The following is a 14702-nucleotide window of genomic DNA, read 5'->3' as shown; positions in this document are numbered from 1 at the left end:
AACCCGTGTTACCGCCGTGAAAAGGCGGTGTCTTAACCCCTTGACCAACGGACCAGAGTTGTTTTCAACTCTTACTATTATACAGACTTTTTCAGACTTGTCAACTACTTTTTCTGTTTTTTTCAAATTAAGTAAAAAGAGCCAGAATTATACTGACTCTTCTATTGATTATTAAACTTAGAAGCACGTTCTTCTCCCCACCAATAGGGCATTAGTTCTGCAACTTTAACCGTCTTTCTTGTATCGTAGTCCATCATGACTTCTGCGTCCTTATTTTCAGCGTTCAACTCTAAGAGGAACTCTCTGCAAGCGCCACAAGGCATACCCGAACTTCCACCATAAGGTGGTTGCTCTCGAAAGGCTAAGACTTTTTTAACCTTAGTTTGTCCCGAAAATTGGTACATATTGAAGAGTGCTGCCCGCTCTGCGCAGAGATGGAAAACACCACAGGTTCCCTCCATACAGAATCCTGTAAATATTTGTCCATCTTCTGCTTCTACTGCGGCAACGACATGATTCGCATAAACAAAATCAGATACTTCATGTGGATTATACAATTTCTGTGCTTCTTCGTACATCTTTTCCCAGATATCCATTGTTGCATCCTTCTTATTTAGAGATTTCTTTTAGCATGTTTTCGATATGCTGGATTGATTTTTCACGGCCTAACAAGAAGATAGTATCTGGCAATTCTGGTCCATGCATTTCACCTGAAACTGCGATGCGAATTGGCATGAAGAGATTTTTCCCTTTGATACCTGTTTCTTTTTGAACAGCTTTGATTTGTGGGAAGATATTTTCTGTTACAAATTCATCATTTGTCATCGCCTCAAGTTTTTCTTTGAAGGCTTCAAGAACTGTTGGGACTGTTTCCCCCGCCATGACTTCGCGCTCTGCTTCTGTCAATTCTGGGAAATCTGAGAAGAAAAGATCTGTCAATGGGATAATCTCATCTACTGATTTCATTTGTGGTTTATAGAGCTCAACTAATTTTTCAGCCTTGTCAGTCAATCGGCCTGCTTCCTCTAAGAATGGTTTTGCCATTTCAAAGATAGTTTCTAGGTCTGCATTCTTGATATAGTCATTGCTCATCCAGTCGAGTTTCTTCTGATCAAAGGCTGCTGGTGACTTGCTCAGGCGGTTTTCATCGAAAAGTTTAATGAGTTCTTCACGAGAGAAGATTTCATCTTCGCCACCTGGGTTCCAACCAAGAAGAGCAATAAAGTTAAAGACTGCTTCTGGTAAATAACCTTTTTTACGGTAGTCTTCGATAAACTGAAGGGTGTTGGTGTCACGTTTAGACAATTTTTTCCCAGTTTCAGAGTTGATAATCAAAGTCATGTGACCGAACTCTGGAGCTTCCCAACCAAGTGCTTCATAAACCATGAGCTGTTTTGGTGTATTAGCAATGTGGTCGTCTCCACGGATTACGTGAGAAATTTGCATATCATGGTCATCGATGACAACGGCAAAGTTGTAAGTTGGGTAACCATCTTTCTTTTGGATAACCCAGTCACCACCGATATTGCCACCTTCAAATTCGATATCACCTTTGACCATATCATGCCACTTGTAGATACCTGACTCATTGACCGCCAAGCGAACTGTTGGGATGATTCCTGCTGCTTCACGTTCTGCGATGTAAGCTGCTTTTTCTTCTTCACTCATACCAAGGTATTCGTTGATGTAGCGTGGTGTTTCACCAGCAGCTTCTTGGCGTCCGCGTTCAGCTGCCAACTCTTCTTCTGTAACATAAGATTTGTAGGCTTTTCCTTCAGCTAGTAATTGGTCGATGTACTTTTGATACAAGTCCAAACGCTCAGACTGGCGGTAGTTTTCATGTGTTTCTGGACTTTCATCCCAATCCATACCCAGCCAACGAAGGTTTTCAAGCTGTGAACGTTCACCGTCCTCAACATGGCGTTTACGATCAGTATCTTCGATACGGATGATAAAAGTCCCACCGTGATGTCGTGCGTAAAGGTAGTTGAACAATGCTGTACGGGCATTTCCGATGTGTAGTAGTCCTGTTGGACTTGGTGCGTAACGTACGCGAATATCTTTTGACATAGTTTCTCCTATAAAGTCTTTAGGCATCTGCCTTTTTGCTCTCTATATTATATCACAAGTCTTGGCTGAGGCCAATTTCTATGGATAAAGAGAGTAAAAAGAGTGGACAAACCACTCTTTTCTTCTATTATAGACGTGCGTTAAGTTCTTTGCTCAATTCTTCAAATCCTGGTTTTCCAAGAAGGGCAAACATGTTACGTTTGTATGCTTCAACACCTGGTTGGTCAAATGGGTTGATAGCGTTCAAGTAACCTGAAAGGGCAATTGCCAATTCGAAGAAGTAGATAGTGTAACCAAGAGTGAAAGCGTCTTGCTCTGGAAGAGTCACATACATGTTTGGTACATCACCATCTGTGTGGGCAAGAAGAACACCGTCAGTTGCTTTTTTATTTACAAAATCAACGTCTTTTCCTTGAAGGTAACCAAGTCCATCAAGGTCTTCTTCCAAGCTAGGGATAATCACATTCTTACGAGGTTTGTCAACACGAACAACTGTTTCAAACATGATACGAGTTCCTTCTTGGATAAATTGACCCAATGAGTGCAAGTCAGTTGAGAAGTTGGCTGAGGTTGGGTAGATACCTTTTTGGTCTTTCCCTTCTGATTCACCAGCCAATTGCTTCCACCATTCTGAGAAGTATTGAAGTGATGGCTCATAGTTTACCAAGATTTCAGTTGCATAGCCTTTACGGTAAAGGATGTTACGAACGGCTGCGTATTGGTAAGCTTCGTTTTCAGAGATTTTATCTGAAGTGTAATCTTTACGAGCTGCGTTCGCACCTTCCATAAGGGCTTTGATATCAGCTCCTGATGCTGCGATTGGAAGCAAACCAACTGCTGTCAATACTGAGAAGCGTCCACCGATATCATCTGGAACAACAAATGTTTCCCAACCGTTAGCATCTGCTTCAACCTTAACAGCGCCTTTTTGGCGGTCAGTTGTTGCATAGATACGTTTGTTTGCTTCTTCTTGACCGTATTTCTTAACCAAAAGTTCTTTGAAGACACGGAAAGCGATAGCTGGTTCAGTTGTTGTACCTGATTTAGAAATCACGTTTACCGAGAAGTCTTTGTCAGCTACGTACTCTACCAAGTCAGCAAGGTAAGTAGATGAGATTGAGTTTCCTGCGTAAAGGATTTGTGGAGCCTTGCGTTCTTCTTTTGTTTGCAAGTTTGCAAAGTGGTGGTTCAAGAAGTCGATTGCTGCTTTCGCACCAAGGTAAGATCCACCGATACCGATTACAACCAAAACATCGCTGTCTGATTTGATTTGCTCAGCAGCTTTCAAGATGCGGTCAAATTCTTCGCGGTCATAGTTTTCAGGAAGGTCCAACCATCCCAAGAAGTCGCTACCAGCACCAGTTCCTTTACGGATCAATTCATCTGCTGCTGTTACTTGTGATTGCATGTATTCCACTTCATGTGGTGCAACAAATTTGTCTAAAACTTTTGAATAATCAAATTTAATACGTGACATGTTATTCCTCCAATATTTCTTCTTTTCTATCATAACGCTTACCTTCGTTTTTTTCAAGTTTTTTGTCGAATTTCTCCAATTTTTATCAGAATTCAAACGTTTGCGTAAAAATCCCACATTCCAAAAATTTTGAAAAAATAAAAGAAAGAACGACTAGATGTTCCAGTCGTTACAGTTCATTCAATAAATACTCAAATAATTCTAAATTGCCATCTTCTTCATTAACCAGAAACTCTGGATGCCACTGCAAACCAATAATGCGGTGCTCATCGATAGACTCAATCGCTTCGATGGTCTGGTCTCTTGGGTCAATAGCAGTTACACGGAAATTAGGTGCCAAATCTTTAATACTCTGACGATGAACGGAATTAACTTGACTTTCTTTTCCAAATAACTTAGCCACCACACTTCCTTCTACTGTCTCAATAGAATGAGATGTCCCGAAAGGTAGTCCTTGCCAGTGGCCTTCGATTTCTTGATTGAGAGTTCCCCCAAAGGCAACATTGACAAGTTGGACACCGCGACAGATTGCCATGATTGGTTTATTCTGACGAAGCGCTTCTTTCAAGAGCGCCAATTCAAATTCGTCACGCACTAGGTTGTAATCATCACTCTCGATGGTCTTTTTCTCTCCATAAAACTGAGGATGGACATTTTGACCGCCTGTCAAGATAAGTTTGTCAATCATTTCTACATAATCGCGAACAACTGACTCATCACCAACAGGAATGACTAAAGGGAGACCACCGACTTGACGAATGCTCTCTGCGAATCTACAAGATACAGATGAATGAATGTTTTTGCCCTCTGCGTCTACGGGACATAGATTTGCAGCAACTCCTACAACCGTTCTAGCCATGATGCCTCTCCTTTCGAATGTTAACGATAGTCTTATCATATCACTCAAAATGACTTTCGTCTAATATGTTTTTTTTAAGGCTGTGATAAATATTTTTTATGGACAAGAAAAAGCTGCCCAAGGGGACAACTTTTTTCTTATTCAAAAACAAATTGATTGTGATAGAGTTCTGAATAGAAGCCACCCAGTTTCAAGAGTTCATGGTGGCTACCGCGTTCAATGACTTCTCCATCTTTAAGGACAATAATCTGGTCTGCATTGAGGATAGTCTTCAAACGATGGGCAATGACGAAACTAGTTCTGCCTGCTACAACCGCCTCCATGGCATGCTGAATCTTGCTTTCTGTCACAGTATCTACGTTCGAAGTGGCTTCATCGAGAATGAGAACCTCTGGATCTGTCATCAGGGTTCGAGCGATAGAAATCAATTGCTTTTGTCCTGTCGAGAAGATGCTCTGGTCATCATCTATAAGAGTATCGTACTTATCAGGCAAGCTTTCGATGTAGTCGTGAATATGGGTTGCCTTGGCTGCTGCCTCAACCATTTCTTGACTAGCATCTGGCACACCAAAACGGATATTGTCTCGAATCGTTCCGCTAAACAAGACCGAATCTTGCAAGACAATTCCCACCTTGCTTCTGAGACTATCTAAATCATAGTCACGGATGTCTTTACCGTCAAAATAAATCCCACCAGCATTAACATCATAAAAGCGATTGATGAGGTTCATAATAGTCGTTTTCCCTGACCCAGTCGGACCAACAACCGCTGTCATCTGGCCTTTAGGAGCAGAAATGCTGACATCTTTCAAAATGGGTTTATCAGGCAAGTATGAAAAATCAATATGACTAATTTCAACACCTTCTTGCAACTGAGTGAAGGTCGGAGCATTTTTAGGTCGAATTTCTTCCTCTGCATCAAACATTTCCTGAATCCGTTCAGCACCTGTAAAGGCTAACTGAAGGCTTCCCCAACTTGCCGCAACTTGAATAATAGGCTGGTAGTACTGCTGTGAAAATTGGGCAAACATAACAATCAAACCTAGGGCTGTACTTGTTTCAATAGACTTATCATTCAAAAGTACAGCTGAACCAGCAAAGATGACGATGGCTGTGTTGACCAGACTCATCCCATTCATGACAGGGAAAAGAATTCCTGAGAACATTCTTCCTTTAAAGGTTGCCTTGCGCACGCGCTCATTTTGTTCAAGAAATCCTGCCATCATATCCTCTTGAATACCTTGCACAATCACGGCTTTTTGACCTGAGATACTTTCATCCATATAGGCATTGAGCTTCCCTACCTCTTTCTGCTGGAGGTTGGTATATTTCCGTGCCATTTTCACGATAAAAATCAGCATGAGAAAGGCCACTGGTGTACTGGCAATAGTGATGAGGGCCAGCGTCACATTTCTCGAAAACATGACAAGAATCAGACCAATGTATAGAACGATGTTGCTCATGACCTGAATCAAGCTTTCGTTAAAAGCTTGGAGGATATTATCCAAATCACTGGTAAAACGAGACAGGATATCGCCATCTTGTCGGCGGTCAAAGAAAGAAACAGTCAACCGAGCAAGCTTGCCAAAGAGGCCTTTGCGCATCTCGTTGGTCGATTCTGCAATCACGCGCGTCATGAGACACATGTATATCACACTGGAGATAAATAGAACCAAAACTAGCAGACCAAGATTGACCATGATTCCTGATAGGCTTTGCCAAACAAGTTCTGGATTGCCATTTTGATAAGCTTGAACTAAATTAGCTAACTCTGTTACCGCTTGTCCAGAAAATACCGGAAAGAGAGCTTGGGCAAGAGTCGCCAGAACAATCATCAGGATAACAACTACAAATGATAGCTTATAGACTTTAAAATAATTCCAAAAAAATTGAACTGTTTTCATGTTACTCCTCCTTTCCTTTCTGTGTTTCGTAGATTTCACGGTAAACGGAATTGTTGGCAACCAAGTCTGCATGCGTACCTTGACCAATCAATCGTCCTTGATCCAGTACTAAGATTTTATCTGCATGAACAACCGAGCTAATTTTTTGAGCGATGATAATGGTTGTCGTTCCCTTCAAGTCCTTATTCAAGGCTTCCTGAACCAGGCGCTCTGACTTGGCATCCAAGGCTGAGGTCGAATCGTCAAAAATCAGAATACGTGGATTGCTGACAATTCCACGGGCAATCGACATCCTTTGTTTTTGCCCACCTGAAAAGTTGGTTCCCCTTTCTTCAACTGGACTTTCAAAGGTTTTCTCCATACGATGAATGAATTCACTGGCTTGAGCAATATTGGCTGCGCGCTCCATTTCAAATAAAGTAGCATCTCCCTTACCCTGTCTCAAGTTATCTGCAATCGTTCCACTAAAGAGAATGGCACGTTGGAGAACGATAGAAACTGTTTTACGCAGGGTTCCTTCACTCACTTCTCGAATATCCTTGCCTCCAATTTTGATAGCACCCTCCTGTGGGTCAAAGAGACGTGGAATCAATTGAGCCAAGGTTGATTTTCCTGCACCAGTCGCTCCAACGACACCAACCATTTGTCCAGGTTCGACAGTAAAGCTCACATCTTTCAACATCGGTTCCTTATCCATTGGATAGGTAAAGGTCACATTTTCAAAGCTAAGACTTCCGACCAAGTCTTCATCTGGGACATCCTTGAAGGTCATGGCTGGCTCTGCGTCAAGAATTTCTCGAATACGACGCATAGAAATCATAGCACGACTGACAGAATTTCCCAAAAATCCAACCATAATAATAGTAAAGATAATCTGGCTTAGGTAATTAACAAAGGAAGCAATGGAGCCAACAACCGATGGATCCGATTGAACCATCCCTGCAACTAGCCAAATAGAGAGGAAAACCGCCCCATAGCCGACCAACATCATAAAGGGTTCCACTACTGAAAAGGCATAACCAATGTAAAGGTTTTGACCAAGAAGCTCGTCTGAGACATCTGTAAACTTCGCAAACTGCTCTTTTTCTTGGACAAAGGACTTGACCACACGAACACCGCGCAGATTTTCCTTGGCGATAGCATTGATGCGTTCAAGAAGGGTTTGAAACTTGGCAAAACGTGGCCCCATCATCCCCATCATGACAGCAGTCAAACCAAAAATCAAGATCACCATGAGAACAATCACCCACCACAGAGAGGGCAAAGTTTGAACCGCAAGGATAAACGAACCGATGAACAAGAGAGGAAGTCTGAACAGAATTTGGAAGGTCATCATGACGACATTTTGAATCTGGTTGATATCATTTGTCATGCGAACGACTAGATTTCCCGCATTAAATTGTTCAATATTGGCATAAGAAAAGGTTTGGATTTTACGGAAGGCGTCCTCCCGAAGATCGGATGAAACTCCTTGGGCAATATAGGCTGCAAGGACAACATTGAGACCACCAGCAACCAGACCGACCAAGGCCACACCAATCAACCAAGCCCCGATACTATAAATAGCTTCATATTTCCCAGCAAGTAGGGCGTCTAACACTTCCTGTAGATAACGCGGTTGCAGAAGTGAACTAGTAACCATCAAGCCTGTCATCAGAAGCGAAGCCAGGGCCTGCCACTTGTAGGTTTTTACTTTCTGAATCAGCATACTTTCTCCTTAAAAAATAGACAAAAGGGAGCGACAATGCGTCAGCTCCTTCTCATTCTGTTTGTGTGATGTTATTCTAGCAAAAAAGTGGGAACTTGTCAAAGAAGTCTCCTTGATACAGCTAGAATGACTAGTAATTTTCTCTTTATAGTTTCTGTTTTAACTCGACCAAGACATTCATAGCCTGCATAGGTGTCATATTGTAAACATCCAGCTTAGCTAATTCTGCTAGGATAGGATGTTTTTCAGTCGTATCAAAGAGTGAAATCTGTTCTGTGACATCACTTGTTTGCCTCATTGGAGCAGGACTTTCTGTCCCTTGATTCTCTAACTGAGTCAAAATCTTATCCGCCCTTGCTAAAAGGTCTGCTGGCAAGCCAGCAATCTTTGCAACATGGATACCATAGGATTTATCAGCTGGACCTGGTTCAATCTTGTGAAGGAAGGTGACCTGCCCATCCTGCTCCAAAGTTGCCACGTGGACATTAACCAAGTGTTGTAAACTAGACTCCAGACTAGTCAACTCATGGTAGTGGGTCGCAAAGAGGGTCTTAGCTCCGATGTGCTCATGGATATATTCGATGATGGACTGAGCAAGAGCCATCCCGTCATAAGTTGCAGTTCCCCGTCCCAATTCATCAAAGAGAATGAGAGAGTTCTTAGTCGCATGCGAAATGGCATTGTTAGCTTCCATCATCTCTACCATAAAGGTTGACTGACCTGAAACCAAGTCATCTGCTGCTCCGATACGAGTAAAAATCGCATCAAAAATAGGTAAATAGGCGCTTTCTGCTGGCACATAAGAACCCAACTGGGCCATAACTGCCGTCATGGCTAACTGACGCATATAGGTTGACTTCCCACTCATGTTGGGCCCTGTAATCAGTTGAATACTGGTATCTTCTGCCATCTGAATCGTATTTGGAATATAGGTCTGAGCCCCCATAACCTTTTCAACAACAGCATGGCGCCCTTTCTGGATATCAATTCGCGAATCATCTCCGAATTCAGGTCGAATCAAATGCTGGGTTTCAGCCACAACTGCTAGACTCTGTAAGACATCAACGGTCGCAATTCCTTGAGCTAAAGCCTGCAAACGCTGGATGTACTTGCTGACCTCTTCACGAATACGCATAAAGATTTCGTACTCTAGGTTGGCTAACTTCTCACGCGCCTCCAGCATATCGCCCTCGATACGAGCTAATTCCTCAGTTCCAAAACGTTCCGAGTTTTTCAGCGTTGCCTTACGGAAAAAGTAGGCTGGCACATTCCCCAGTTGCGAATTAGTAACATGGAAATAGTAACCGTCCTTTTTATTGTAGTCAATCTTGAGCGTGCTGATGCCAGAGTTTTCTCGCTCCTTAGCCTCAATCTCAGCAATCCAGCTAGTCCCTTCTCTGAGAACGCGGCGGTACTTGTCTAAGGTCTCATCAAATCCCGTACGGATAATGCCACCATCCGTAATCACATGAGGAGCTTCAGGAGCAATCGCTGCGCTAATCAAGCTCTCCAACTCAGGGATTCCATCCAACTGTTCGATAAGATAGGCCAGAGCAGACTGCTCCATGCCTTCTAAAATCGCACGAATCCGTGGCACACTAGACAAGGTAGTCGCCAACTGCAAGAGATCCTTAGGATTGGTTTTGCCAAAAGAAACACGACTAGCCAAGCGCTCAATGTCATAAACACCCTTGAGACTGTCTGTCAAATCACTACGCTCAAAGAAATGGTCGAGAAAGACCTGCACTACCTCTTGACGTTGGATGATTCGCTCCTTATCAATCAAGGGGCTATGAATCCAAGAACGCAAGAGACGCATACCCATGGCTGTTTTGGTTTCATCCAAAAGCCAGAAAAGACTGCCTTGCTTCTTGCCGGAACGAGCATTCTCAACCAAATCCAGACTAGCCTTGGTCGCATAATCCATCTGCAAGTAATCTTTGATTTCATAGCGGATAACAGGCTTGAGGTGGTTTAATTCCCTCATCTGAGTCCGATGAACATACTGGAGTAGCTTACTAGATGCCGCTTGCTCCACAGGTGCCAATCGTGAATCCAGTAAATGAAGGTCTTCAAAACCTTCTTTTTCATAGGAAAGTACCAGATTCATCTGACGACTGAGGATTTGTTCTTCTTCCTCAGACAAGTCATAACCCAACACCACTTCTCGCGCCTTGAGATTACGGATTTCCCCACAAACCAGCGTGAAATCCAAAAGACCTGTCACATAAAAGTCACCCGTCACCAGGTCCATATAAGCTAGGCCAAATTGATTGTCTTCGCGGTCTATGGCAACCAAGAAGTTGTTCTGACTGTCCGGCTTACTGCTATCGACCACTGTCCCTGGCGTAATGACCTGAACAACCTCTCGTTTCACAACTCCAACAGCTTGTTTAGGATCTTCCATCTGCTCTGCGATAGCCACCTTATAACCCTGCTCAATCAAGACATCGATATACTGTTGGGCAGAATGATAGGGAACACCCGCCATAGGAATCGGATTGTCCGCATTCTTGTTGCGACTCGTTAAGGAAATTTCCAGAATCTGCGCAGCATTGACCGCATCCTCATAAAATAATTCATAAAAATCACCCATCCGAAAGAGCAAAAAAGCATCTGGATATTGCTTTTTAATATCCACATACTGTTGCATGCCGGGTGATAGCTTTTCTGTCGCCATTTTCCGTCTCTCCTTGTCAAAAATAAGTCTTGAGAGCAACTCCCAAGACCTTACTTATCTTTCATCAAATCTAGCAAACGATCTTCCATGAGTTTGGCAACGTGCTGGTCTCGACAAATGACCAATAAGGTATTGGCACCAGCAACTGTTCCTAAAATCCATTCATCCTTGTTTGCATCTACAATATTTGCCAAAACAGAGGCTTCTCCCAATTTGGTATGAAGTACCAAGGTAAACTCTGCTCTTGCAACGCCTTCTAAATGATGAGACAAAAATTCAACCAAATCAATCTTTTCTGTCTCATTTGCTAGTACATAATACACCATATCATTTTTCTTGACCTTGGTCAAGCCGATTTCGCGCAAATCACGAGACAGGGTTGTCTGCGTCACAAAGACATTGTGCGCTTCCAACCGATCTTGAATTTCTTTTTGTGTACTTAATTTCTCCTCAGTAATCATTTTTTTTATTAACTGATGACGATCTCTTTTTCTCATAAAATCCTCTTATGTGCATATTTATAACTAATTTTATAACTATATTATACCAAAAAAATAGGAGATTTCAAAAATTTTTTCTTCTTTCTTTAAAATTGTGATAAAATAGTAGAAAAGTCCAAAAAGGAGCTCTTAATGAATACAAAAGAATTGATTGCTAGCGAATTGGCTAGCGTCATTGATAGCCTGGACCAAGAGGCTATTTTCAATTTACTGGAAACCCCTAAAAACTCAGAAATGGGAGACATCGCTTTCCCTGCTTTTTCTCTTGCAAAAGTCGAACGTAAAGCACCTCAAATGATTGCTGCTGAACTGGCTGAAAAAATTAACAGCCAAGCCTTTGAAAAGGTTGTCGCAACAGGACCTTACGTCAACTTTTTCCTTGATAAATCTGCCATTTCTGCTCAAGTATTGCAAGCTGTTATCACTGAAAAAGAACACTATGCTGACCAAAATATTGGCAAACAAGAAAATGTTGTTATCGACATGTCTAGTCCCAATATCGCTAAACCATTTTCTATTGGCCACCTACGCTCAACAGTTATCGGAGATAGCTTATCACATATTTTCCAAAAAATCGGATATCAAACGGTCAAGGTCAACCATTTGGGAGACTGGGGTAAACAGTTTGGGCTGTTGATTGTCGCCTACAAAAAATGGGGTGACGAAGAAGCTGTAAAAGCTCATCCAATTGATGAACTTCTTAAGCTCTATATCCGCATCAACGCTGAAGCTGAAAATGACCCTAGCTTGGATGAAGAAGCACGCGAATGGTTCCGTAAACTTGAAAATGGAGACGAGGAAGCTCTCGCTCTTTGGCAATGGTTCCGTGATGAAAGTTTAGTGGAATTTAACCGCCTTTACAATGAATTGCAAGTCGAATTTGACAGCTACAATGGAGAAGCCTTCTACAACGATAAGATGGATGCAGTCGTAGACATTCTTTCTGAAAAAGGCCTTCTTGTTGAGTCAGAAGGTGCCCAAGTTGTCAATCTTGAGAAATATGGAATTGAACATCCAGCCCTCATCAAGAAATCTGACGGAGCAACTCTCTATATCACACGTGACTTAGCTGCAGCTCTTTACCGTAAAAACGAATACCAATTTGCTAAATCTATCTACGTCGTTGGTCAAGAGCAATCTGCCCACTTTAAACAGCTCAAAGCCGTCTTGCAAGAGATGGGTTACGATTGGAGTGACGACATTACTCACGTTCCTTTTGGTTTAGTTACAAAAGAAGGAAAGAAACTCTCTACTCGTAAAGGAAATGTCATCCTGCTAGAGCCTACTGTTGCAGAGGCTGTTAGTCGCGCCAAAGCCCAAATCGAAGCTAAAAATCCTGAATTGGAAAATAAAGATCAGGTAGCACATGCTGTTGGGGTTGGAGCCATTAAATTCTATGACCTCAAAACCGACCGTACAAATGGATACGACTTCGACCTAGAAGCTATGGTATCCTTCGAGGGTGAAACTGGACCTTATGTTCAATACGCCTACGCTCGTATCCAATCGATCTTACGTAAAGCGGATTTCAAACCAGAAACAGCTGGCAACTATAGCTTGAATGATACTGAAAGCTGGGAAATCATCAAACTCATCCAAGACTTCCCACGTATTATCAACCGTGCGGCGGATAACTTTGAACCTTCTATCATTGCTAAATTTGCAATTAGCCTAGCTCAAGCCTTTAACAAATATTATGCACATACACGTATCTTGGATGAAAGTCCAGAACGCGACAACCGTCTAGCCCTCAGCTACACAACCGCAGTCGTTCTCAAAGAAGCCCTTCGCTTGCTTGGAGTAGAAGCGCCAGAGAAGATGTGATTCAGTACTAACAATTGGAACTGAAGCTCCTAATTGCTAGACGCTAGCCGCTTATATGCGGACTAGCTAACTGCTTCACTAGTCATGGTCTCTAAATATAATTGATTTAGAGACTATGACGTCGTAACTATGGCGAATTGCCTAAACGCCTCACTAAATTGATCAATCAAATCTATTAATTGGCTTAGGCGTTTCACTAATTCAATCTACTCACTACTATTTCTTTATCATACAGGGAGATTTTCTATGAGCCAATATGCTTATATCCTCGTTGTAATTAGCTTGGTGTTCCTTTTTCTGCTTAATAAGTATGAAAAGGAAAGACTTCAAAGACTCTACCAAGAACAACTTTTGAAGGATGAAACATTTAAGGCTGACATCAAAGAGAAAATTCAAACGACTGAAAATATCAATGATGTCATTGCTTACATCAATAAAACTTATCATCTAGGAATGTTGCTATCAAAAGACATTACAGATCAATTGAAATAAACTGAGCTATTCTTTAAGTAATATCAAAACCGAGACTAAGAGTTTTATACTTAGGCTCGGTTTTTGTATATTTTTCAAGCAACAAAGCTACCACTCCCCCAGCAATGCAAGTGCAAAATCCCCTAGAATGTGATAAAATAAAAGAGAGAACTCTATCAAGGAGAAAAACATGAAAAAACAAACCGTCGCCGTCTTGGGGCCTGGTTCTTGGGGAACTGCCCTTTCACAAGTCTTAAATGACAATGGACACGAGGTACGTATTTGGGGAAACCTTCCCGAACAAATCAATGAAATTAATACACACCATACTAATACACACTACTTTAAAGATGTCGTTCTAGATAAAAAAATCATTGCCTACACTGACTTAGCAGAGGCCTTGAAAGATGTAGATGCGATTTTGTTTGTTGTCCCAACAAAAGTGACACGAATTGTTGCCCAACAAGTTGCTCAAACCTTAGACCATAAGGCTATTATCATGCACGCATCAAAGGGATTAGAACCCGATAGCCATAAACGATTATCAACCATCCTTGAAGAAGAAATTCCTGAACATCTCCGCAGTGATATCGTCGTTGTCTCAGGTCCTAGTCATGCAGAAGAGACCATTGTGCGTGACCTTACTTTAATCACAGCTGCTTCTAAAGATTTACAAACAGCTCAATACGTTCAGGAGCTCTTTAGTAATCACTACTTCCGACTTTATACCAATACGGATGTTATCGGGGTTGAAACTGCTGGTGCTCTTAAAAATATTATTGCTGTCGGTGCTGGAGCTTTACATGGTTTGGGATTTGGTGACAATGCCAAGGCAGCCATCATCGCTCGAGGCTTGGCAGAAATTACCCGCCTAGGGGTGGCACTCGGTGCCAGTCCGTTGACCTATAGTGGATTATCTGGTGTGGGAGATTTGATTGTAACGGGAACCTCCATCCACTCTCGTAACTGGAGAGCCGGCGATGCCCTTGGTCGTGGAGAATCCCTAGCTGATATCGAGGCCAATATGGGCATGGTGATTGAAGGAATCTCAACGACCCGAGCAGCCTATGAGCTAGCGCAAGAACTTGGAGTTTATATGCCAATTACACAGGCCATTTACCAAGTTATCTACCAAGGAACCAATATCAAAGATGCCATTTACGACATCATGAACAATGAATTTAAAGCAGAGAATGAGTGGTCTTAACC

The 14702-nt window shown here is 42.2% G+C and carries 11 protein-coding genes; 3 read left to right on the top strand and 8 right to left on the bottom strand.

Features of this window, described 5'->3' with window-relative positions:
• Positions 1–161 precede the first annotated feature (161 nt).
• The 8 genes from L0P31_RS08470 to argR form a co-directional block, all read right to left on the bottom strand.
• Positions 162–596 (bottom strand): cytidine deaminase family protein, encoded by a 435-nt coding sequence (locus L0P31_RS08470; protein WP_000355915.1) that lies wholly within the window; start codon positions 594–596, stop codon positions 162–164.
• Positions 597–609: 13 nt separating this feature from the next.
• On the bottom strand, positions 610–2070 hold the full coding sequence (gltX, locus tag L0P31_RS08465; protein ID WP_238096507.1) for a glutamate--tRNA ligase: 1461 nt from the start codon (positions 2068–2070) through the stop codon (positions 610–612).
• 127 nt (positions 2071–2197) lie between these two features.
• Positions 2198–3547, bottom strand: coding sequence for a glucose-6-phosphate isomerase (locus L0P31_RS08460; protein ID WP_238096505.1), 1350 nt, complete (start codon positions 3545–3547; stop codon positions 2198–2200).
• Positions 3548–3716: 169 nt separating this feature from the next.
• Positions 3717–4406: a gamma-glutamyl-gamma-aminobutyrate hydrolase family protein gene (locus L0P31_RS08455; RefSeq protein ID WP_000124770.1), complete on the bottom strand. Its 690-nt coding sequence runs from the start codon at positions 4404–4406 to the stop codon at positions 3717–3719.
• A 137-nt stretch (positions 4407–4543) separates the two neighbouring features.
• Positions 4544–6310, bottom strand: a complete 1767-nt coding sequence (gene patB, locus L0P31_RS08450; RefSeq protein ID WP_000859879.1) for a multidrug efflux ABC transporter subunit PatB — start codon at positions 6308–6310, stop codon at positions 4544–4546.
• Between the two features lies 1 nt (position 6311).
• The gene (gene patA / locus L0P31_RS08445; protein ID WP_033685307.1) at positions 6312–8018 is read right to left on the bottom strand and encodes a multidrug efflux ABC transporter subunit PatA; all 1707 of its coding nucleotides are present in this window, start codon (positions 8016–8018) and stop codon (positions 6312–6314) included.
• A gap of 145 nt (positions 8019–8163) precedes the next feature.
• Positions 8164–10698, bottom strand: coding sequence for a DNA mismatch repair protein MutS (gene mutS, locus L0P31_RS08440; protein WP_238096503.1), 2535 nt, complete (start codon positions 10696–10698; stop codon positions 8164–8166).
• Positions 10699–10748: 50 nt separating this feature from the next.
• Positions 10749–11195: an arginine repressor gene (argR, locus tag L0P31_RS08435; RefSeq protein WP_001231476.1), complete on the bottom strand. Its 447-nt coding sequence runs from the start codon at positions 11193–11195 to the stop codon at positions 10749–10751.
• A gap of 135 nt (positions 11196–11330) precedes the next feature.
• Here argR and argS point away from each other — a divergent pair, with 135 nt between their 5' ends.
• The 3 genes from argS to L0P31_RS08420 all read left to right on the top strand — a co-directional run bounded on the left by argS (position 11331) and on the right by L0P31_RS08420 (position 14700).
• Complete coding sequence (gene argS, locus L0P31_RS08430) at positions 11331–13022, top strand: arginine--tRNA ligase (RefSeq protein ID WP_238096500.1); 1692 nt, start codon at positions 11331–11333, stop codon at positions 13020–13022.
• A gap of 246 nt (positions 13023–13268) precedes the next feature.
• Positions 13269–13514 (top strand): MarR family transcriptional regulator, encoded by a 246-nt coding sequence (locus tag L0P31_RS08425; RefSeq protein ID WP_238096498.1) that lies wholly within the window; start codon positions 13269–13271, stop codon positions 13512–13514.
• Positions 13515–13683: 169 nt separating this feature from the next.
• Positions 13684–14700 carry an NAD(P)H-dependent glycerol-3-phosphate dehydrogenase gene (locus L0P31_RS08420; protein ID WP_238096496.1) on the top strand — a complete coding sequence of 339 codons (1017 nt, stop codon included), beginning with the start codon at positions 13684–13686 and terminating at the stop codon, positions 14698–14700.
• Positions 14701–14702 lie beyond the last annotated feature (2 nt).

The organism is Streptococcus mitis, from assembly GCF_022137125.1.
Lineage (GTDB): Bacteria > Bacillota > Bacilli > Lactobacillales > Streptococcaceae > Streptococcus > Streptococcus mitis_CE.
Note: the sequence above shows the minus strand (reverse complement) of the source record. Positions and strands in the feature narration are given on the sequence as shown.

Excerpts from the sequence above, each read along its gene's own strand:
- L0P31_RS08460 (WP_238096505.1), bottom strand. The coding sequence starts at position 3,547 with ATGTCACGTATTAAATTTGATTATTCAAAAGTTTTAGACAAATTTGTT.
- patA (WP_033685307.1), bottom strand. The coding sequence starts at position 8,018 with ATGCTGATTCAGAAAGTAAAAACCTACAAGTGGCAGGCCCTGGCTTCG.
- mutS (WP_238096503.1), bottom strand. The coding sequence starts at position 10,698 with ATGGCGACAGAAAAGCTATCACCCGGCATGCAACAGTATGTGGATATT.
- argS (WP_238096500.1), top strand. The coding sequence starts at position 11,331 with ATGAATACAAAAGAATTGATTGCTAGCGAATTGGCTAGCGTCATTGAT.
- L0P31_RS08420 (WP_238096496.1), top strand. The coding sequence starts at position 13,684 with ATGAAAAAACAAACCGTCGCCGTCTTGGGGCCTGGTTCTTGGGGAACT.
- patB (WP_000859879.1), bottom strand. The coding sequence starts at position 6,310 with ATGAAAACAGTTCAATTTTTTTGGAATTATTTTAAAGTCTATAAGCTA.
- gltX (WP_238096507.1), bottom strand. The coding sequence starts at position 2,070 with ATGTCAAAAGATATTCGCGTACGTTACGCACCAAGTCCAACAGGACTA.
- L0P31_RS08425 (WP_238096498.1), top strand. The coding sequence starts at position 13,269 with ATGAGCCAATATGCTTATATCCTCGTTGTAATTAGCTTGGTGTTCCTT.
- argR (WP_001231476.1), bottom strand. The coding sequence starts at position 11,195 with ATGAGAAAAAGAGATCGTCATCAGTTAATAAAAAAAATGATTACTGAG.
- L0P31_RS08455 (WP_000124770.1), bottom strand. The coding sequence starts at position 4,406 with ATGGCTAGAACGGTTGTAGGAGTTGCTGCAAATCTATGTCCCGTAGAC.
- L0P31_RS08470 (WP_000355915.1), bottom strand. The coding sequence starts at position 596 with ATGGATATCTGGGAAAAGATGTACGAAGAAGCACAGAAATTGTATAAT.